The organism is Caballeronia sordidicola (genome assembly GCF_000729995.1).
Lineage (GTDB): Bacteria > Pseudomonadota > Gammaproteobacteria > Burkholderiales > Burkholderiaceae > Caballeronia > Caballeronia sordidicola_A.
Map to the genome: position 1 here is coordinate 101,912 of NZ_JNFG01000003.1, position 17,732 is coordinate 119,643.

General features: G+C 59.9%; 18 protein-coding genes. 8 read left to right on the top strand and 10 right to left on the bottom strand.

Annotated features, from left to right (window positions below; genetic code table 11):
- Nucleotides 1-4 precede the first annotated feature (4 nt).
- Nucleotides 5-844: a BtpA/SgcQ family protein gene (locus FH08_RS0102535; protein ID WP_031356807.1), complete on the top strand. Its 840-nt coding sequence runs from the start codon at nucleotides 5-7 to the stop codon at nucleotides 842-844.
- Between the two features lie 247 nt (nucleotides 845-1,091).
- Nucleotides 1,092-1,724: a LysE family translocator gene (locus tag FH08_RS0102540; protein WP_031356808.1), complete on the top strand. Its 633-nt coding sequence runs from the start codon at nucleotides 1,092-1,094 to the stop codon at nucleotides 1,722-1,724.
- A gap of 115 nt (nucleotides 1,725-1,839) precedes the next feature.
- On the opposite strand, the gene FH08_RS48120 is transcribed toward FH08_RS0102540, so the two are convergent.
- Both FH08_RS48120 and FH08_RS0102550 read right to left on the bottom strand, forming a co-directional pair.
- Nucleotides 1,840-2,118, bottom strand: coding sequence for a DUF1427 family protein (locus FH08_RS48120; protein WP_063771157.1), 279 nt, complete (start codon nucleotides 2,116-2,118; stop codon nucleotides 1,840-1,842).
- 127 nt (nucleotides 2,119-2,245) lie between these two features.
- Nucleotides 2,246-2,935: a hydrolase gene (locus FH08_RS0102550; protein ID WP_031356809.1), complete on the bottom strand. Its 690-nt coding sequence runs from the start codon at nucleotides 2,933-2,935 to the stop codon at nucleotides 2,246-2,248.
- Between the two features lie 478 nt (nucleotides 2,936-3,413).
- On the opposite strand from FH08_RS0102550, the gene FH08_RS0102555 reads away from it, so the two are divergent.
- From FH08_RS0102555 to FH08_RS0102570, 4 genes are read left to right on the top strand one after another with little or no spacing between them, the layout of a single operon-like run.
- The gene (locus FH08_RS0102555) at nucleotides 3,414-3,704 is read left to right on the top strand and encodes a XapX domain-containing protein (protein WP_031356810.1); all 291 of its coding nucleotides are present in this window, start codon (nucleotides 3,414-3,416) and stop codon (nucleotides 3,702-3,704) included.
- A complete protein-coding gene (locus tag FH08_RS0102560; RefSeq protein WP_031356811.1) occupies nucleotides 3,701-5,590 on the top strand; it encodes an amidohydrolase in 1,890 nt (629 codons plus the stop codon). The genes FH08_RS0102555 and FH08_RS0102560 overlap by 4 nt, the downstream gene beginning before the upstream one ends.
- A gap of 10 nt (nucleotides 5,591-5,600) precedes the next feature.
- The gene (locus FH08_RS0102565) at nucleotides 5,601-6,041 is read left to right on the top strand and encodes a DoxX family protein (RefSeq protein ID WP_031356812.1); all 441 of its coding nucleotides are present in this window, start codon (nucleotides 5,601-5,603) and stop codon (nucleotides 6,039-6,041) included.
- 24 nt (nucleotides 6,042-6,065) lie between these two features.
- Nucleotides 6,066-6,983 (top strand): VOC family protein, encoded by a 918-nt coding sequence (locus FH08_RS0102570; protein ID WP_031356813.1) that lies wholly within the window; start codon nucleotides 6,066-6,068, stop codon nucleotides 6,981-6,983.
- A 166-nt stretch (nucleotides 6,984-7,149) separates the two neighbouring features.
- Here FH08_RS0102570 and FH08_RS49265 read toward each other — a convergent pair whose 3' ends face one another.
- The 8 genes from FH08_RS49265 to FH08_RS0102610 form a co-directional block, all read right to left on the bottom strand.
- Nucleotides 7,150-8,217, bottom strand: coding sequence for a porin (locus tag FH08_RS49265; protein WP_051887669.1), 1,068 nt, complete (start codon nucleotides 8,215-8,217; stop codon nucleotides 7,150-7,152).
- 274 nt (nucleotides 8,218-8,491) lie between these two features.
- Entirely contained in the window at nucleotides 8,492-9,283 is a 792-nt protein-coding gene (locus FH08_RS0102580; RefSeq protein WP_031356815.1) for an alpha/beta fold hydrolase, read from the bottom strand.
- A 282-nt stretch (nucleotides 9,284-9,565) separates the two neighbouring features.
- Complete coding sequence (locus tag FH08_RS0102585) at nucleotides 9,566-10,222, bottom strand: c-type cytochrome (RefSeq protein ID WP_051887670.1); 657 nt, start codon at nucleotides 10,220-10,222, stop codon at nucleotides 9,566-9,568.
- Between the two features lie 147 nt (nucleotides 10,223-10,369).
- On the bottom strand, nucleotides 10,370-11,299 hold the full coding sequence (locus FH08_RS0102590; RefSeq protein WP_031356817.1) for a fumarylacetoacetate hydrolase family protein: 930 nt from the start codon (nucleotides 11,297-11,299) through the stop codon (nucleotides 10,370-10,372).
- 150 nt (nucleotides 11,300-11,449) lie between these two features.
- Nucleotides 11,450-12,739 (bottom strand): MFS transporter, encoded by a 1,290-nt coding sequence (locus FH08_RS0102595; protein WP_051887672.1) that lies wholly within the window; start codon nucleotides 12,737-12,739, stop codon nucleotides 11,450-11,452.
- Between the two features lie 99 nt (nucleotides 12,740-12,838).
- Entirely contained in the window at nucleotides 12,839-14,044 is a 1,206-nt protein-coding gene (locus FH08_RS0102600) for an acetamidase/formamidase family protein (RefSeq protein WP_235210268.1), read from the bottom strand.
- Between the two features lie 37 nt (nucleotides 14,045-14,081).
- Nucleotides 14,082-14,645 (bottom strand): GlcG/HbpS family heme-binding protein, encoded by a 564-nt coding sequence (locus FH08_RS0102605; RefSeq protein ID WP_235210269.1) that lies wholly within the window; start codon nucleotides 14,643-14,645, stop codon nucleotides 14,082-14,084.
- 159 nt (nucleotides 14,646-14,804) lie between these two features.
- A complete protein-coding gene (locus tag FH08_RS0102610; RefSeq protein ID WP_031356821.1) occupies nucleotides 14,805-15,083 on the bottom strand; it encodes a YciI family protein in 279 nt (92 codons plus the stop codon).
- 748 nt (nucleotides 15,084-15,831) lie between these two features.
- Between FH08_RS0102610 and FH08_RS0102615 the strand changes: the two genes are divergently transcribed.
- Nucleotides 15,832-16,038, top strand: a complete 207-nt coding sequence (locus FH08_RS0102615) for a DUF1427 family protein (protein ID WP_081889335.1) — start codon at nucleotides 15,832-15,834, stop codon at nucleotides 16,036-16,038.
- Between the two features lie 67 nt (nucleotides 16,039-16,105).
- Entirely contained in the window at nucleotides 16,106-17,683 is a 1,578-nt protein-coding gene (locus tag FH08_RS0102620; RefSeq protein ID WP_235210270.1) for an MFS transporter, read from the top strand.
- Nucleotides 17,684-17,732: the final 49 nt, after the last annotated feature.

The following is a 17,732-nucleotide window of genomic DNA, read 5'->3' on the forward strand; positions in this document are numbered from 1 at the left end:
CGATATGAACACTTCTTCTGGCGTTGGGCGCGGACGCACCGATTGCGTCGAACAGATTTTTGGACGTCCGCGCGGCGTGGTGATCGGTGTGATCCACTGCCCGGCGTTTCCCGGTTCGCCACGGTATCAAGGCGCATCGAGCGAGGCGATGTATAGCGCCGCACTCGCCGATGCCGTGGCCTATGCGAAAGGCGGCGTCGACGGACTGATCGTCGAGAATCACGGCGACGTGCCGTTTTCGAAGCCGGACGATATCGGTCCGGAGACATCGGCGTTCATGTCTGTTGCCGCCGATAGAATTGCCCGGGAAACCGGCTTGCCGATTGGCATCAACGTACTTGCAAACGCGGCGCTTCCCGCGCTTGCAATCGCGGCCGCAAGCGGCGCGGCGTTCGTGCGCGTGAATCAGTGGGCTAATGCGTATGTCGCGAACGAAGGTCTGATAGAAGGCGCGGCGGCGCTTGCGTTGCGCTACCGGGCAAAGCTGCGCGCCGACGGCATCCGCGTTTTCGCCGATGCCCACGTCAAGCATGGCGCGCATGCAATCGTATCGGACCGGTCGCTGGAAGAGCTGGTACGCGACGTCGAGTTCTTCGATGCCGATGCGATCATCGCGACGGGCCAACGCACGGGCGATGCGGCCAGTAGCGACTATTTGCGGCAGATCAGGAATGCGACCACGTTGCCGCTGCTCGTCGGCAGCGGTTGCACGGAGCGCAACATCGCGGAAATCCTGTCGGTGGTTGACGGTGTGATTGTCGCCAGTTCATTGAAGGTCGGGGGCGTATGGTGGAATCCCGTCGACGAAAACAAGGTCCGCAGTTTTATGCAGGCAGCGCGGTAGGGGATTGGTTTTCGCTCGCACTGGTGGATCCGTCGAGTCGACTCTTGGGTGGCTGCTGATCCATGGCTTCGTCCGAGGTTATCTTCGCGAATTAGTCTATGTCATCGGCATATGAGCGCGCAGTTCAACGAACCGCTGGATGAGACTAGTCGATGGCCGCACCCGTTCACCCATTGATGCCGCCTTTTGTTCGATGGCATTATTCGTCATGGTCGTCCCCATCCGAAACGCTTCAGCGAGCCCGCGAATGTCCTTTCACACCTGGTTTCTTTTCGCCATAGCGTATCTGGTCACCACCATTTCGCCAGGACCCAACGTGCTGCTCGTCATCCGCAACACGGTTCGATTCGGCTGCCACGGCACCGCTGCGACCATCGCCGGGAATCTGCTGGCTCAGTTGGTCGTGGTGATGCTGGTGGCGCTGGGCGTGGGCGCGGTGCTTGCAGCCATGCCGCCATTGTTTCTCGCCATGAAGATCCTGGGAGCGGTTTATCTCATGGTCCTGGGCGTAAAGCAGTTGAGAAGCGGGAAGCCTAAAGCGGCCGCATCGGTCAACGCAACGCCCACCCACGCTCTCGACAAGCGCAAAATTTTTCGGGAAGCGTTATTGGTGTCGGGAAGCAACCCCAAGACGTTGATCTTCCTTTCTGCGTTCATGCCGCAATTCATCGTGCATGACCAACCGCTGCCCACGCAGTTCATCGTGATGTACCTGACCATCGCTTGCACCGTAGCGCTGGTTCACACCGTCTACTCGTTCGGGGTGCGCCGTATCCATGACGGGCTTGGCACAAGCCGGTGGATTGAAGCCCTCAAGCGTTGCAGCGGTTTGGTTTTTTTCGGCCTGGGCATCAAGCTTTTAACGGCAAGGCAGGCTTGAGGAGCTGCCGTGCGCGGCTCGCGGACAACCCCTAGTTAAGAACCTGTTTTTGAGCGTCGAGACATTCGTGAAGGACACGGGGCCCGGCAACAACGCCGAGGCAGCCTGGCGGCATTCAATTCGGTGAGACGTTGGCGGGTGCTCGCGAAATCAGTTTGGTGTTGTTCGATTTGAGCGGGTGCGTAGTGTGCGTCTGCACCGCCTCCGTTTTTGGAAACGCAAGCGTATTGCTCGCCAGAAGCTGGCGCCCCGTCGGAATGATTTGAGTCCCGATAACTATCCCCAGCAATCCCACCAGAGCAACCATGGGCGGTGCCGGCGAGCGAACACGAATAAGACTGTATATCGCCCCGGCGAGAATGCCGCCAAGGAGCGAAAGAATATAAGGCTTCATCGGTAGAAATTCCTCGGACTCGCGTATCAGCGTGCTTGATGATTTTGACATTGGGCGAAAGGCCCGCACCAGAATGATTATTCTGGTGCGGGCCTCGCATCTCAACTGCTCAGCGTGCGTAGTTACGTCAGGTCTTCGCCGGGACTGGAGCGAGCGATTCGTGCTTTGTCTCGGTACGCTGGGGGGCGTTATGAACCCTCGTGTAGGCGTAGTCGACGCCCATTCCGTATGCACCCGAATGCTCCCTCACGATTTCCATCACCGCGTCGTACGTTTCTCTGCGCGCCCAGTCGCGCTGCCACTCGAGCAGGACCTGTTGCCACGTGACCGGGACGGCGCCGGCCTGGACCATTCGCTGCATTGCGAAGTCATGAGCGTCTTTCGACGTGCCGCCAGATGCATCGGCGACCATGTAGATCTCGTAGCCGCCTTCGAGCATCGCGCAGAGCGCGAAGGTGGTGTTGCAGACCTCCGTCCACAGGCCGGACACGACGACCTTGTTCCGACCGTTCTTCTTGAGTGCGTCACGAACCTTCTGGTCGTCCCACGAGTTCATCGAGGTTCGCTCGAGAGTGGGCTGGTCGGGGAACACGTCGAGCAGTTCCGGGTACGTGAAGCCGGAGAAGCTTTCGCTTTCGACCGTCGTTATAGTCGTCGGGATGTTGAAAGCCTTCGCCGCCTTCGCCAGTCCGACGACGTTGTTCTTCAGTACTTGCCGGTCGATTGACTGGACGCCAAAAGCCATCTGAGGCTGCTGGTCGATGAAAATGATCTGGCTGTTGGTGGGAGTAAGTACCTCCAGTTTCTCTTGGCTCATGATGTCCTCTCTTCGTATGAGGTTTCGACAAAACGTCGCTCCAGACTTGAGCGCCAGGCGCGCTCTCGCGTTGCTCTAGTGACTCCACGAACGACGTGTTTCTCGCTGGAAAAACAGGACATGAGCAATGGCGTCTCGTGGTCTAAAATTAGCATAGCCCACATTGCCCGGATGTGAAGTTGTCGATAGTGATATCAGGGTTTTTTGTATGGGGTCGATGCCAACAAGACCCTTTTCTTTGGAGATTGAAAGTCCTAAGCTGCTAGGATACCGAAATAGTTTCGGTCCGCAGGTCGCCGGGTTCTGCTTACATTTTTCGGTCGGTGTGTGTATTTCCCGGAGAGTTGCATGCGCTATCCGGGCGGGCGTCCTTTGACGCCCGGTCATCGGTCGTCGCATCAGTGCAGGTACTTCTTTTTTCGGCTTGTCATCGTCGTCGCGAGTGGTTGCTTTCGGTGTACCAGAGGAGGGTTGGTCGATGAAAGCTTATGTGCTTTCGCTTCTGGCTGGAATCCTTGTAGGCGTGGTCTATAGCTTGATTGGCGTGACGTCGCCAGCCCCTCCTGTTGTCGCCTTGGTGGGCCTTCTAGGCATACTCGCGGGCGAGCAAATTTTCCCGGTTGCAAAAAAGATGCTTTCCGGTGCCAACTTTCGTTTGGCCTGGAAGGAGGAGCATTGCGACCAACACCTGTTTGGGTCTTTGCCTGGCCGGAACTCCGGAAGTCCTCGGCCCATGGCGGAGGTAACGTCCGAGGAGAAGCGTTCATGAGCTCTCATCAAGATGCGCCGGACCTGATTCTTTTTAATGGCCGGTTTACGACACTAGATAAATCGAAGCCAGCTGCCACTGCGGTTGCTACGAGGGACGGCAAATTCATTGCCGTCGGCGGCGACAGCGAGATAAGTCAGCTCAAGTCCGTTAGCACGCGCACGGTCGACCTGAAGGGACGCTCAGCGCTTCCAGGGCTAATCGACAACCATCTCCACATCATCCGTGGCGGGCTGAACTTCAACATGGAACTGCGGTGGGATGGTGTGCGCTCACTGGCGAGCGCCATGGAGATGCTCAAGGCGCAGGTTGCCATCACGCCGCCACCTCAATGGGTACGTGTCGTCGGTGGATTCACGGAGCACCAGTTCGACGAACGTCGCTTGCCGACCATTGAGGAGTTGAACGCTGCAGCACCAGACACGCCGGTTTTCATGCTGCACCTCTACGACCGCGCGCTGCTGAACGCTGCGGCGCTGCGGGTGGTCGGCTACACGAAAGACACTCCTGAGCCTCCCGGGGGTGAGATTGTGCGCGATAGTGCGGGCAATCCGACAGGGTTGCTCCTGGCGAAGCCCAACGCGGCCATCCTCTATGCGACGTTGGCGAAGGGCCCCAAGCTTCCGCCCGAATATCAACTGAACTCGACGCGGCATTTCATGCGCGAGCTTAATAGATTGGGCGTCACCGGAGCCATTGACGCGGGTGGCGGTTTCCAGAACTTCCCGGACGACTATGAGGTCATTCAGAAGCTTGAGGCTGAGGGACTGCTGACCATCAGGCTCGCCTACAATCTGTTTACGCAAAAGCCCAAGGGTGAGAAGGATGACTTCCTCAACTGGACGAAGACCTCGAAGTATAAGGACGGGAGCGACTACTTCCGGCACAACGGCGCAGGCGAGATGCTCGCGTTCTCTGCGGCAGACTTCGAGGACTTCAGGGTGGCGCGCCCGGACATGCCTCCGGAAATGGAGGGCGACCTCGAAGGGGTCATCCGCGTGCTCGTGGAGAATCGCTGGCCGTGGCGCATGCATGCGACGTACGACGAGACCATCAGTCGTGCGCTCGATGTGTTCGAAAAGGTAAACCGCGATACACCCCTTGCCGGGCTGAACTGGTTCTTCGACCACGCGGAAACGATTACAGAAAAGTCGATGGACCGCATCGCTGCTCTCGGTGGAGGCATTGCGGTCCAGCATCGAATGGCGTACCAGGGCGAGTATTTTGTTGAGCGATACGGTGAGAAGGCAGCTGAGGGAACGCCACCTGTTGCGCGAATGCTCGAGAGAGGGATTCATACGTCAGCAGGGACCGACGCAACTCGTGTGGCGTCCTACAACCCGTGGGTCTCCCTCTCGTGGTTGGTGACCGGCAAGACGGTCGGCGGCATGCGCATTTATCCCCGGCGCAACTGTCTTGACCGTGAGACGGCCCTGCGCATGTGGACCGAGAACGTCACCTGGTTCTCGAATGAAGTCGGCAAGAAAGGGCAGATTGCAGTGGGTCAGCTCGCGGACCTTATCGTCCCTGACCGCGACTTCTTTGCCTGCGCCGAGGACGACATCGCTGGCGCTTCGTCTTTGCTCACGGTGGTAGGCGGCAAGGTGGTGTATGCGACCGGTGAATTCGCCGCCCTGGACGACAGTCCGCCGCCTCCCGCGATGCCAGACTGGTCGCCGGTGCGAAGGTATGGCGGGTTTGCCGCCTGGAAGCAGGACGACGCCTCCGGTGCTCCACTGCAGCAGGTTGCGTCCACTGCATGTGACTGCGCGCGCGCTTGTGGGGTACACGGACACGACCATGTACGCGCTTGGCTCGGCAATGCGCCGACATCTGACTACAAGGCCTTTTGGGGAGCGCTGGGATGCGCGTGCTGGGCTGTCTAGAGAGGGGGCCATGATGGACAGTCCATCCTGGGTCGCGACGCTACTGCGTCAACCGTGGTTAATGCCACTGCTGCCACTGCTGCCACTGCTCCGCATCTGTCTCGTCTCAGCGTACCTCGTTGGCGGCGTCACCAAGTTGTTGCATTTCGATGCTGCGGTCGCTGAGCAGGTGCACGTCGGCCTCCACCCGGGATGGCTCTGGGCTGCCTTCGCAATTCTCGTGGAAATAGCCGGCTCCCTGTGCGTTATCTTCAACAGGTTCACGTGGCTCGGAGCGGGAGGGCTGGCTGCGTTGACGGTGGTGGCGATGCTGGTGGCGAACAACTTCTGGCGTCTGGAAGGTGTGGCGCGCTTCATGGCGTTGAACAGCTTCTTCGAGCACCTCGGGCTGATTGCCGCCTTCGTAATGGTCACCTATCTGGCCAGCGGTGAGCGACGCCCTCGCGTCTAGAAAAACAGAACAGGAAACTCACTCATGCGTACCGTTCAATCTCTCGGTGTCGCCGTTGCCCTTGCTTTCAGCCTCGTTGCAACTGCCCCGTCGGTTTCTTTCGCAAAGGCAAACCTCGGCACTCCGCAGTCGGCGTCCTTCTCTGTTGGGACGCAATACGACACCACTCACGTGTACGTGGCACCGGAGGACTTCGACAAGTTCACGGACAGCTTCGTCGCCACGTTCGGCGGCCACAAATCGCCGCAGGGCGTCTTTCAGGTGACACCGACGCCTAGCCAGACGATGTCTCAACTGGTCTTCACGCCGGTAGGCACTATTTCGGTGTTCGGCTTCAAGACGCCGATTCCGTATCCTTTTGGTGACGAGCGTACCGGCTACCTCGTCACGGACATGGACGGTGCAATGAAGTCGGCGAAGGCTCACGGCGCCGATGTCGTGGTCGATACGTTCCCGGACCCAATCGGGCGCGATGCAGTCATCTCGTGGCCGGGCGGCGTGCACATGCAGCTCTACTGGCACACGCAGGCTCCGAACTACGGGCCGCTCGAGACCGTTCCGGAGAACAGAGTGTACGTTTCGCCGGGACGCGCTAATGCACTCATCAAGAACTGGGTCGCGTTCTCGAACGGGAAGGTCCTCTCCGATAACCGCCGCGCGCCGGGCGTCGAAATCGGGCGGCCGAACGATACCTTCCGGCTCGTTCGGCTGACATCGGGCTTCGGGAACATGACCGTCTTCGTGACCGACGGCCATCTGCCGTACCCCTACGGGCACGAGATGACCGGGTATGAAGTGAAGGATTTCGATGACACCATGAAAAAGGCGCAAGCCGCTGGTGTTTCGATTCTCGTGCAGCCTTTCACGGCGGACCAGAGAGAATCTGCCATCGTCCAGTTCCCCGGGGGATACATCGCGGAAATTCACGCGACCGCGAAGTAGCACAGCGTCACGACGAAGATAAAGCACCGATATTTGAGAGGCCAATTCTCGCTAACGCTTCTCCACAGAGTGCGCAATGAATGACGACAATTTGCTCTCACACCGACTGAAACGTGTGACGCCAAGCGGCCGGTCGGCGCAGGAGCCGCACCGGCATGCCTCGCGATCAAAAGAAGTGAATCATCCCGGCAACGACGGAGCGCTGGTTGATGCCGGCGCTAGCTGGCGAAGTGCTTGAGATACCAAGCGTACCTTGAGCGTTGTTTCTGGACAGTCCCGCTTCCGTGTACAGATCCGTAGACTTCGACAGCAGGTAGTGAACACCCAGTTTGAAGAAAGCGCCGTTGCGCTCGCTGTTCACCCTGTCGGACAAGTATGTGTAGTCCGAAACAAGCCTGAATGACGGAGTGATGTCGTAGCGGCCACCGACCGAATAGTAGTCCTGGCTGCTTCCGGTTGCGGGATCCCTGAAGTTCTGGAAGTTCAGACTGGCCTTGAACACGCTGCCCGTATAAGCGAGGAATACGGTATAGGCCCGCGCCACCGTTTGATCGGTCAACCCGGTCGGGTCGTTGGCGGAGATATAACCGGCGCTCGCGGATACGGGACCCAGCGCGTAGTACAGCGCAGCCGACACCTCCCGTTGGTTCTGAAAATCACCCGCGGTCCCGCCAAAGCTGTTTAACACGCTGGCACTAAGACCGTAGATCGTCGGCGTCTGATACTTGACCGAGCTATTGGCCCATGTATATTGAAAACCGTTGAAGCCGGTGCGGGTTTGAAAGACCGTGTTTGCCACTGAGCCGAAGTTCTCAAAGCCACTGGCATCCGTGCGATAGAGTACTTCGATGAATGGGGTGTAGTGGCGCCCAAACGAGATTGTCCCGAAGTCATCCTTTCTCAATCCCACCCATGCGCCACGGTCGAACAGGAAACTGCCCGCCGTGGTCGGCTGGCCCGAGTTGGTACTCTTCCCGGAACCCGACAGAAAACCCGACTCAAGTCTGAACAGTGTCGCCATCCCGCCGCCCAGATCCTCCACCCCGGAGAAGATCAGCCGGCTGACGATCAGATTCGCCTGACCGTATGCCCACTGATTCTTGTCATTTGCACCCACGCCATTGGTGAAACTGATGCCGCCATCGATGATCCCGCTCAAGGTGACACTCGATTGCGCGTGCGCTTCGCCCATCACGAGAGAAACGGCTAAGACAGCAATAATCTTCTTGTACATTCCTGGTCTCCATTATTTCGCCAATCGCACGGTCTCACGACCTATTCGATTCGCAATACTAATCATAATGATTCGATAAGCAACGGTCGCAAGTTCTTCGCTGGGTCGCCCGAATCCCTATTCCACGCGTGCCGGGTACGTTAATACGAGCCTTCGCCGTGCCGCCGACACGCACGGTTCCGACGTCAGACCAGTCCTTCGTGTGTCTATCGTGGACCTAAGACATGCCTTGAGTCCGCGCCTGCGGACTCTGCAGCCGCACTGGGAGACGCCACTAACGCGCGTAGCGCATCAGGAAATCCCGCAGCGCTGGATTGACCAACTCGGCGTGAGTCAGGTTTGGGGTATGCCCCGCTTTGTCGACGAGGACGAAGCCTTTGCAGTTCGGCAATCCGGCGGCGATCGATTCGCCGCAGAGCGGGTTGATGGCAATATCATCGCTGCCGTGAAAAACAAGGGTCGAGTGCGTGATTTCGTGAAGGCGTGACGTAATGTCATCCCTCGAAATCAGTGCATTCACTGGATGTTCGAAGTGCTCGGCGCCAAGCCGCATCCATTTTTCGATCCATGCGGGCGACGCCTTGCAATCAACACCGAGCAGGAACACTGATAGATCCTGAGCCAAGTGAGTGGCGCCGTTTCGGGCCCACTCTGCCTTGATATCTTCGAACGATTTTTGAACCTCCTCGCCGTCGATATCACTTCGTGTCGATATCAGTACGAGCGCCCGGAATCGATCGGGTTCGAGCAGCGCGGCCCGCATCGACAGGAAGCCGCCCTGTGACATGCCAACAAGCGATGCCGAAGCGATTTCCAGATGGTCGAGCAGCGCAATCAGGTCCCTTGCCGAGTCCCAATAGCTAAACGCCCTGGTGGTCGGACCGGTTGCACCAAACCCCCGTTGATCCCAGACAATGCACCGGAACGCATCGCTGAGTTCCGCGATGTTCGGCTGAAACATCTCCCCGTCCATCAAGAAACCGTGGCTGAAAACCACCACTGGCGCACCCGCTGGACCCGATTCTTCGTAAGCGAAACGGATTCCTTCGCGTTCAAAATAGCGCATGCCTCTCCTCCTGATGTAACTGACTGGTTGCCGCATGGCCGTCGCCGATTCCGGGCGCGACCCGCTGGTCTATTCCGTGCAGTTGGGTCATCTCCCCCAACAAGCCGTTCTGTCGTGATCAAAGCATCGAACCCTGACGAGATGCAAAAGAGTCGCGGTGGTCCGTAGGCATTCTCTGACTACCCATTCAGCACGTGTGCTTATCGTTAGACTTACTATACGGCCAACACTGAAAGGACACCTGATCAAAAGGAGCAGGGGCTTGCCAGATCGTCCATATATTCACTGCTTCAGCGCTGCCACATACGCGGAAACAGCGACAATCTCGTCGTCGCTCAACAGCGGAACGATCAGGCTCATCAGCTTTCCCTTGCCGCCGCGCTCGCCGCTCTTCCAGGCGTGGAGTTGCGTTTTGACGTACTCCTCATGCTGACCCGTGATGCGCGGGAAGTCAGGCTCGATACCGCCTCCCGCTGCACGGTGACATGAAATACACGCTGGTGCACCGTTCGCGCCACCGTGTGTATAGACCAGCTTGCCAGCATCGACGAGTGCTGCGTCTGCAGCGGAACCCTGCGCAGGCTTCTGCGCCGCATAGAAGGCCGCGAGCGCTTTCATCTCGTCCGTCGAGAGGTCTTTCACCATTGCCTGCATGATTTCGCTGTGCCGCAACGGCGGCATACCAGGGCCGCCCTTGAACTGCGTGAGCTGCTTGTAAAGATACTCCGGATACTGGCCGGCAAGGCGCGGATAGGTGCCGACCGTGCTGTTTCCGTCGACACCGTGACAGGCCGCGCAGCGTTGCGTCGTTAGTTCTCCGACACGTGCTTTCAGATCAGCGGCGCGTGCACCCACCGCAGCGCACAGCAGGACCCCGGCGACCAGCGCGGCCCATGCTGCCGGGCCCGCCACGCCTCGTTCGGAAGCTGTTCCAGTCATTGGCATGTCTCCTCGCGTCGGGTTATGTAAAGCCTGTTTGGGCCGCACGTTCGCGTCCTTGCCGTCGCACCGCTAGACGCGGCGACACGCGGCGACACGCGGCGACACGCGGGCTTCAACAGCAACGGCGCCATGTTGCTACGGCGGTCACGCCGTGTAGGACGTATCGGCGGTCACCGTGTTGCGTAGCACGCCGAGTCCTTCGATCTCGACCTCGACACAGTCGCCAGGTCGCATGTGAACGAGGCCGGGCGTCGGAAATGGCCCATATTGACGGCTGAGATCCTGGCCTTCCTGGTCAGCGGGTTGCGGTTTCAGCGCGCCGGGCGTGCCCATCGCGATGAAATCCCCTGGCCGCAAGCGGTAACCCTGGCTCAGATAGCTGACCACCTTTGCCACATCCAGCAGCATGTCATCCAGCGGCGCACGTTGGCGCACGACACCGTTGACGCGCGTGAGGACCGAGTGCGTCGCGGGCTCGCCAAACTCATCTCCCGTCATCAGCCATGGCCCATAGGAGCCGGATGCTTCGAAGTTCTTGCCGAGACCGAACTGGCGATTGTGCATCTGATACTCGCGCACCGACCCTTCGTTGATGCACGTGTAACCCACTACGTGCTCCATCGCCCGCTCCACCGGGATGAAGCGGCCAGGCTTGCCGATCACGACGCCCAGTTCGCCTTCATAGTCGAAGGCACGCGCGATCGCTTCCGGCGGGGCGACGATCGCTTCGTCCGCGCCCACATACGACGCAGCCGTACGCATGAACAGGTGCGGGAACTCCATCGAGGTTTGCAGTCCAGTCTCCGCAATATGGCTTTTGAAGTTCAGCGCGAGTGCCCACATTGCATTCGGCCGGTCGAGGAACGGCTTGAGTGTGACGTCGGCTAGCACCCGGTCGCCCTGGCGGCCCTGGACTGCCTGCTGGAGTCGGGCCAGGCCATCCTCCTGCTCGAGAATCGCAATCAGGCTGGCGGGCAGATGCGGCGCGATGTCGGCAACGGCCAGGAAGTGCGTCGGGCTGGTGACAACGCCGAGCGCGATACGGCCGGCTTCGGCGTAAGCGATGATTTTCATGATCGAGGTCTATCCGTGAAGTAACAGCGAGAATTTGAAGCTTGAATTGGCGAGCCTGCATGCTGCTGGGCGTAACAAGGCCCAGCAGACAGTGACTGCCCCTGCTGCCGCTGGCAACGGGCCAGCGGGCGCTGAATGGCGGCAGATGGCTTAGCGCTCTGCCACCGCGGTACTGCCGAAACCTCGGGCCGTTCTGCGACCGGCCAACGCCAGCGCACCGAGTACAAGGATCGCAGCCGCTGCGGGCAGTACGGCAGTGAGGACGATCTCGCGTGCGGGCCACCCTAACGACAGCAATGCACCGCCAATCGCAGGGCCGACGAAGGAACCGACGCGCCCGACCGCATGCCCCCACCCCACGCCGGTCGCGCGTATTTCAGGGGGGTAGAAGGAAACCGCCAGCGCGGTCTGGCCCATGATGCCGTTGACGAGACCCGCCCCGATCACAGCGATGAGCAGCAGCGTCGTGCCCGGCGTTACAGCAATCTGGCTAAGCACGCCGAGGCTCAGGATCATGAGCACACCGCCGAGCACCAGCGCCGACTTCAATCGGAGCGTGCCGGCGATCGTCATCATCGCAACGGCGACCGTCATCAGGATGTTGCCGGCCAATCCACCGACGCTAAAAGCCGCCATGCCAACCGATGCATGGTCCGGTGCAAAGCCGAAAGCGGGCATCAGCGTAGGCAGCCAGAAAAGCAGCGCATAGACATCGGTAAAAATCAGGAAGGAAAATGCCCACAGCAGGCACGTATAAACGCCGAGCCCTTCTTTGAACAGCACCTTGAAGGGGTTGGTCGTCTGCTGGGCTGCGCCGCTGACGTTCGCATGACGCTCGTCCGGCAAAATCCTGAAAAACACCGGCACCAGGCCGAACGGCAACACACCGCCCACGACGAAGATGGACTGCCAGCCGAACTCGCTCATCAGCGGGCCACCCGTCACCCCGCCGATCACCGCACCCACCGACATGCCGGTCGTCACCAGGAGAGACGCCGCCACCTTGTGTTTCGGCCCGATGATGCCGGCCGACGCGGTAATGGCGATCGGCAGTGCGCCGCCCAGGCCAATCGCTGCGACAAGCCGCAGCGCGGACAGGCCGGCGATGTCAGCCGCGAACATCGTCGCGAGGGTGCTTCCGCCGAACAGCACGACACTCGCCAGCCCGATGAGCCGGTTTCCGAATCTTGCGCCAAGCGGCCCGCTAATCATGAAGCCGATGGCCGCGCCAATGTTGGTCGCCACGAAGACCGGCGTAAAGCGGGCCGGCGCGAACCCCCAATCATGCGATAACTTTGGTACAACGAACGAAATCGAGGTGGTGTTGAAACCGTCAAGAACGATCACCAGAAAACACACGAGCAGAGCCCACAACCAGCCCGAGCCTTGCGCCTGCCGAGGGTCCCCGCCGCTCACGGCTTGCTTGTCTTTCGCATTCATCAAATCATCTCCTTGCAGCTCACGCGCACAGCGCGCGAGCCGCGCTGGACCGTCGGCGGCGTGCCAGCATCGGCCGCCTCCAGTCCTGAATCAACCCGATCAGGTTCGCGTGAACGTCGAGATACGCTGTTGCAGGGCCGCCGAAAAAATGTTCTTCGGCAGCATGCAATGGATGCCCTTCGGGGGAATCGTCGCGTACACCGTCCCGGTCTGGTTTGCGTATTGCGTGACGCGAAAACTCCCCGCCACACTGAAAATGCCGTAGCAGTCCTCGGGCGCAATGCCGGTCGCCACGGAGAGCCAGCCGATCATCTGCCGCAGACACGCCACTAACGAGTTGTCGAGCGAGTCCGCAAAGCCGAAGCCGATCCAGTGGTCCGGCGTTTCCGCCATCGGAACGCTCAGTGCCGCGCGCTTGTGCAGCACGTATTGAATGCGCATTTCTTCGAAGGCCGTCTCGATCGAGGTCTGATCCACGTTGCCTTCGCCCGACGCGCCCATCGAGCCGCCCGTCCAGACGCGGCCGCCCGCCATCTGGACAGGCAGAAAGATCGATGTGCCGACACCGAGCACAGCACAATCGAGATTGCCGCCGTATTTGCCGGCGAAGTTCGCGCTCACCGGCTTGTCGCCCGGCGGCTGCGTGCCGATATACGCCTGAAATGGCTTCAACGGAATGTTGACGCCGGGCACATACGCGGCCGATGTGCGCTCCTTGTCGAACTTCAGGTAGCGCAGGTAGGGCTTGAAATCGTGCGGCAGCGCGCCAACGCCTGGAGGCGCGGAATTCCAGCCCCAATCGATCGGGCGCATGCTCAGCATCCGGCATTCGATCAGGTCGCCCGCTTCGGCGCCCTCCACCACGACCGGGCCAATCAACGAGAACGCGCCATTCGGATACTTCTTGCGGATCGGCTCGCGCTCCTTGAACGTCATGCCGTACTTCGCTTCATTGCCCCAGTTGGTCCACGTACCGTCGTACCACACGGTGTCGCCTGATTTGACGGCAGCGGCGACCGGCGTGTCCGGCTCCATCTGGCCCACCCGTACCGTCTCCTCCGAAGGCACGAGCCTGACGAGCGCGCCGTCCGGCGATACCAGTCCACCGGCCTGCCCCGGCGTAGCCGCGCTTTGCGCACGGACGGCGCGCGGCAATCCGAACGTGCCTGCGGCCAACGCGCCGAAGCCGAGCTTGAGCATCGTGCGACGGCAGCGGGCCGTTGCATCCAGCGTCGTCGCGCCACACTGCTGCGCCCCGCCTTCTGTGACGAGTGATTCGATATCCTGCTGCGTCTCTATTTTCATTTGCATTCCTGATCTATTTTAGATGTACTGGCCCGATTCATCGCGTGGTCGACGCACCAATCGATTCGATCGCGCTCTTGACGACCCGTTCGTCTATGTCAGAAGGCGCCCCGCCAGCGCCCAGCGCGCCGAGCAGGTGTCCGCCGGAAAAGATCGGCTGCACGCCCCGTCCAGGCAGGAACGGCGCGTAATAACCGGCGCTGGACACGTTGCTGTACTCCGACGGATCATCCCTGAAACGTTGCTCCAGTGTTGTCCCTGACTGTCCGCCAAGCGCGACAGAGGCGAAGGCTTTGCCGCGCGCGAAGTCGAGACTCGCAAAAGGCGCGCCGTCCATGCGCACAGCCGCGATCAGATGGCCGCCCGGATCCACCACGGCGAAGCTCAGCGCAAGATGATGCGCACGAGCCTCAGCGGTGCCGGATTCGATCAGCTTCATCGCCTGAGCCAGGCTCACCGAATACGTCTCGACTGGCACGACCGCCTCCGGCACGGATGCCGGGTCGGCCGCGTTGGCGCTCCGTACACCGGCGAAGCACAGCGAGCAAAGCGATGCAATCGCGGCCTTCCTCATCAATCGAAACGGAATATCCAATTTCACACTTGTCTCCTCTTTGTTGTCGCGTGGCCTTACTGCGCGACTCGTCTCAAGCTAAAGCCTACGTGCCTGTCGTCCGCACGCCATAACCAGAAAGCCCACACATTTACCGCTGAGTCCGATTAATTCGAAAGACTCACCGCGCTCGAACGTGCCACCCGTTCAGCCCACCTTGCGATGAAAGCGGTGAATTCTGATTTCGCCCCAGAGCTGAGCCGCGAAGAGCGGGTCATTTCGATTGAAAGTCTCGACTTCCTCGCGTGTCTGCGCTTCCACCAGAAAGAAGCTGCCGATCTTGTTCTCGCCGGCGTCGTCCATCAATGGACCGGATGTGACAAGCGTGATCGGCCCGCTCTGCAGATACGCGCGATGCTTCGGGGTGTTGGCTTCGCGAATGGCCAAGGCACCAGGCTTATCGGTGCAGAAAACAATCCAATGCATGATTTACAGTTCCTATCAAAGTCCGACAGGATGGGTATGCACCTTCCGGGCAGCACCTGGAATCCCGTCGGGTTAATCGTTTCATTGCCCTGCAGCGGGCGAGGTATTGGCCGGATTACCTGACGCCGGCGCGAAAGCAGCGGCCGCATCAAGCCGGGCAAACGTGAGGCACGGGGTTGCGATGACCTTTCGCGACGCAATGCGGCGTTGAACCAACGGTGAATCTCCCGAATTACGTGGATGCAGAAATAGCCTCCAGGGCCGGGCCTCTGCGGCCGGAAAACGGATGCAGTATCAGTCCATTGCGGCCTAACCGGATGGGCTGCACGTCCTGTGGTTTACCGAATGATCCGATTTTTCTACGCCGCGCCCCGACCGGTTCAGAATGATTCAGATCTTTTAGCCAGCCGAATGAGAGAATTTCGAGCATGCGATACCGTCATTCGCATCCGAATTCAACGTCTCAGAACATTTAAGTTGTCTGGAAATCGAACTGCTGGCAATGTGGTTCGAAACTATCTACGTTATTTCTTAGCGGCCACGTTCCATAGTTTCTACTTTTCGTTCATGCTTGAACCACGTACTCCGGACTGGCGGTCATGCGCAGCGCGTTCGTTGCCCCCTCTCCGGTGGCCGCTGATTCTGCTGACTCGTTCAACTCGCTGTCGGGGTGGCGCCTCATACGCCGTCCCGTTCAATCGTGTTCGCCCACTGACGGTCGCGGACGCAACATCATGGAGTCAAGCCGATGAAAGCCTATGTCTTTTCCCTGCTCGGCATTCTCGCTGGAGAGCAGATCATCCCGGTGGCCAAGCAGATGCTTGCGGGAAGCGGCTTTCACACCGCCTGGCAACAATCGAAATGTACCCAGCACATGTTCGGCTCGCTGCCTGGCCGCAATGCAGGCGATACGGCACGCGTCGCCTCGGCGAACTTGCCGGACAAGCGCTCATGAGCAATCACGCGCCGAACGTCCCCGATCGGGTCTTGCAAGCAGGGCAACGACTACTTCGGGCATAACGGTGACGCCTCCGCCCGCAGCCCCGATCACGCTCCCGCCCGCGCATACGCGCCTGCTGCTAATCGGCCTTGGCCTCGCCACCGGCATGGAGTTCTATACGTTCGACAGCATGAACCTGGTGTTGGCGGATCTGACCGGCACGTTGGGCGTGTCGGCAGACGAGGCGAGCTGGCTGCTGACGGTCTATAGCTGCTCGCTGTTTCTCGGCGTACCCATTTCGATCTGGATGGCCGGACACTATGGCTACAAGCGCTTCCTGCTCGCGACAATTGGCGTGTTCGCGCTCGCATCGATGGGATGTGCGATATCCCCGAATCTCGATTCGATGCTGATCTGGCGCGCCGTCCAGGGGTTGGCCGGGGCCGGTCTGGTCGTATGGTGGCGCGCCAGCATCTACGTGCTGATGCCCAAACCCCAGCGCAGCCCGTCGCTGATGAAGGCTTCCACGCTCCTCTATCTGTCGAGCGCAGCCGGGCTTCTGGTCAGCGGCTATATCACGGATCATTTCAACTGGCGCCTGATCTTCCTCCCCAATCTGTTGTATGCGTTCGCCGCCATATGGCTGCTGGCCCGCTACTTCCCGACGCTCCCGCCTCCCGCCTCCGAACGCGTAGTCAGCTCTGACTGGCTCGGCATTGTCCTCCTCGCCACCGCGCTGATTTCGCTTCAGATCATCCTCAATCGCGGTGAAATCGACGACTGGTTCGGATCCCTTCATATTCGCGTACTAGCCTGGACAGGCGGTGCGGCTCTGCTTCTGTTCATCGTCTGGCAGGCGAGTCCAGCGAATCGAACGCCGCTCCTTTGGCTCGGTCTGCTGCGTGACCGTTACGTGTTGTCATCCGCGTTGATTGGTGTCTTCACGGGTATGATCCTGTCGGGCAGCCTGTTTGTTCTGCCCGAGTTTCTGCGCAATCTTTCAACCCATACCTATAGCGCGACTCAGGCCGGGCAGATCATATGCGTCTACGCGTTGACCGCAGCCGCCATCCGGCCGCTCATGGTCGGTGTGATCGCAAGAATCGGCCAGCGCAAGACCATCGTGATCGCCCTGCTCATGCTGATCGCGTCGATGATCCTCTTCAATCGCCTGCTGACGACGGACACACCTGGCTACTACTATGTCGTTCCGCTCATCCTTTACGCGTGCTGCCTGTCCCCGCTGTTGCCGGCAGTCGGCAGTGGCACCGTGGCGAGGATCGAGCAAAACAAGCTCCTCGACGGCGTCTCCCTTTACATGACCTTCCGGCAGTTCGGCGCTTCGCTCGGGGTCGCACTGCTGACCATTCTGATCGGGCATCGCGAGACGCTTCATTCATCACGGCTGTTTGAACACCTTCGGCACAACAATCCGCTAACGCAAGATTTGCTCGCGTCGGTAAGCGCAACGCTGGTCGCGCGCGGCGGCTATTCTCCGGTCGAGAGCCAACGCGCAGCAGTACGCGTTCTCGCCGAAGCAGGCGCACACCAGGCTGCCACACTGAGCTACGCGGACGCTTTCGCGTTCATGGCGGTCGTCGGCGTCGTCGCGCTGTGCCTCGTCCCAATCATTCCGCCCACCCCGGTGGTCAAAAAATAAGGAACGCGGCCATGCAAACAATGTCAGTTCCAACGCCCATTGATCCGCG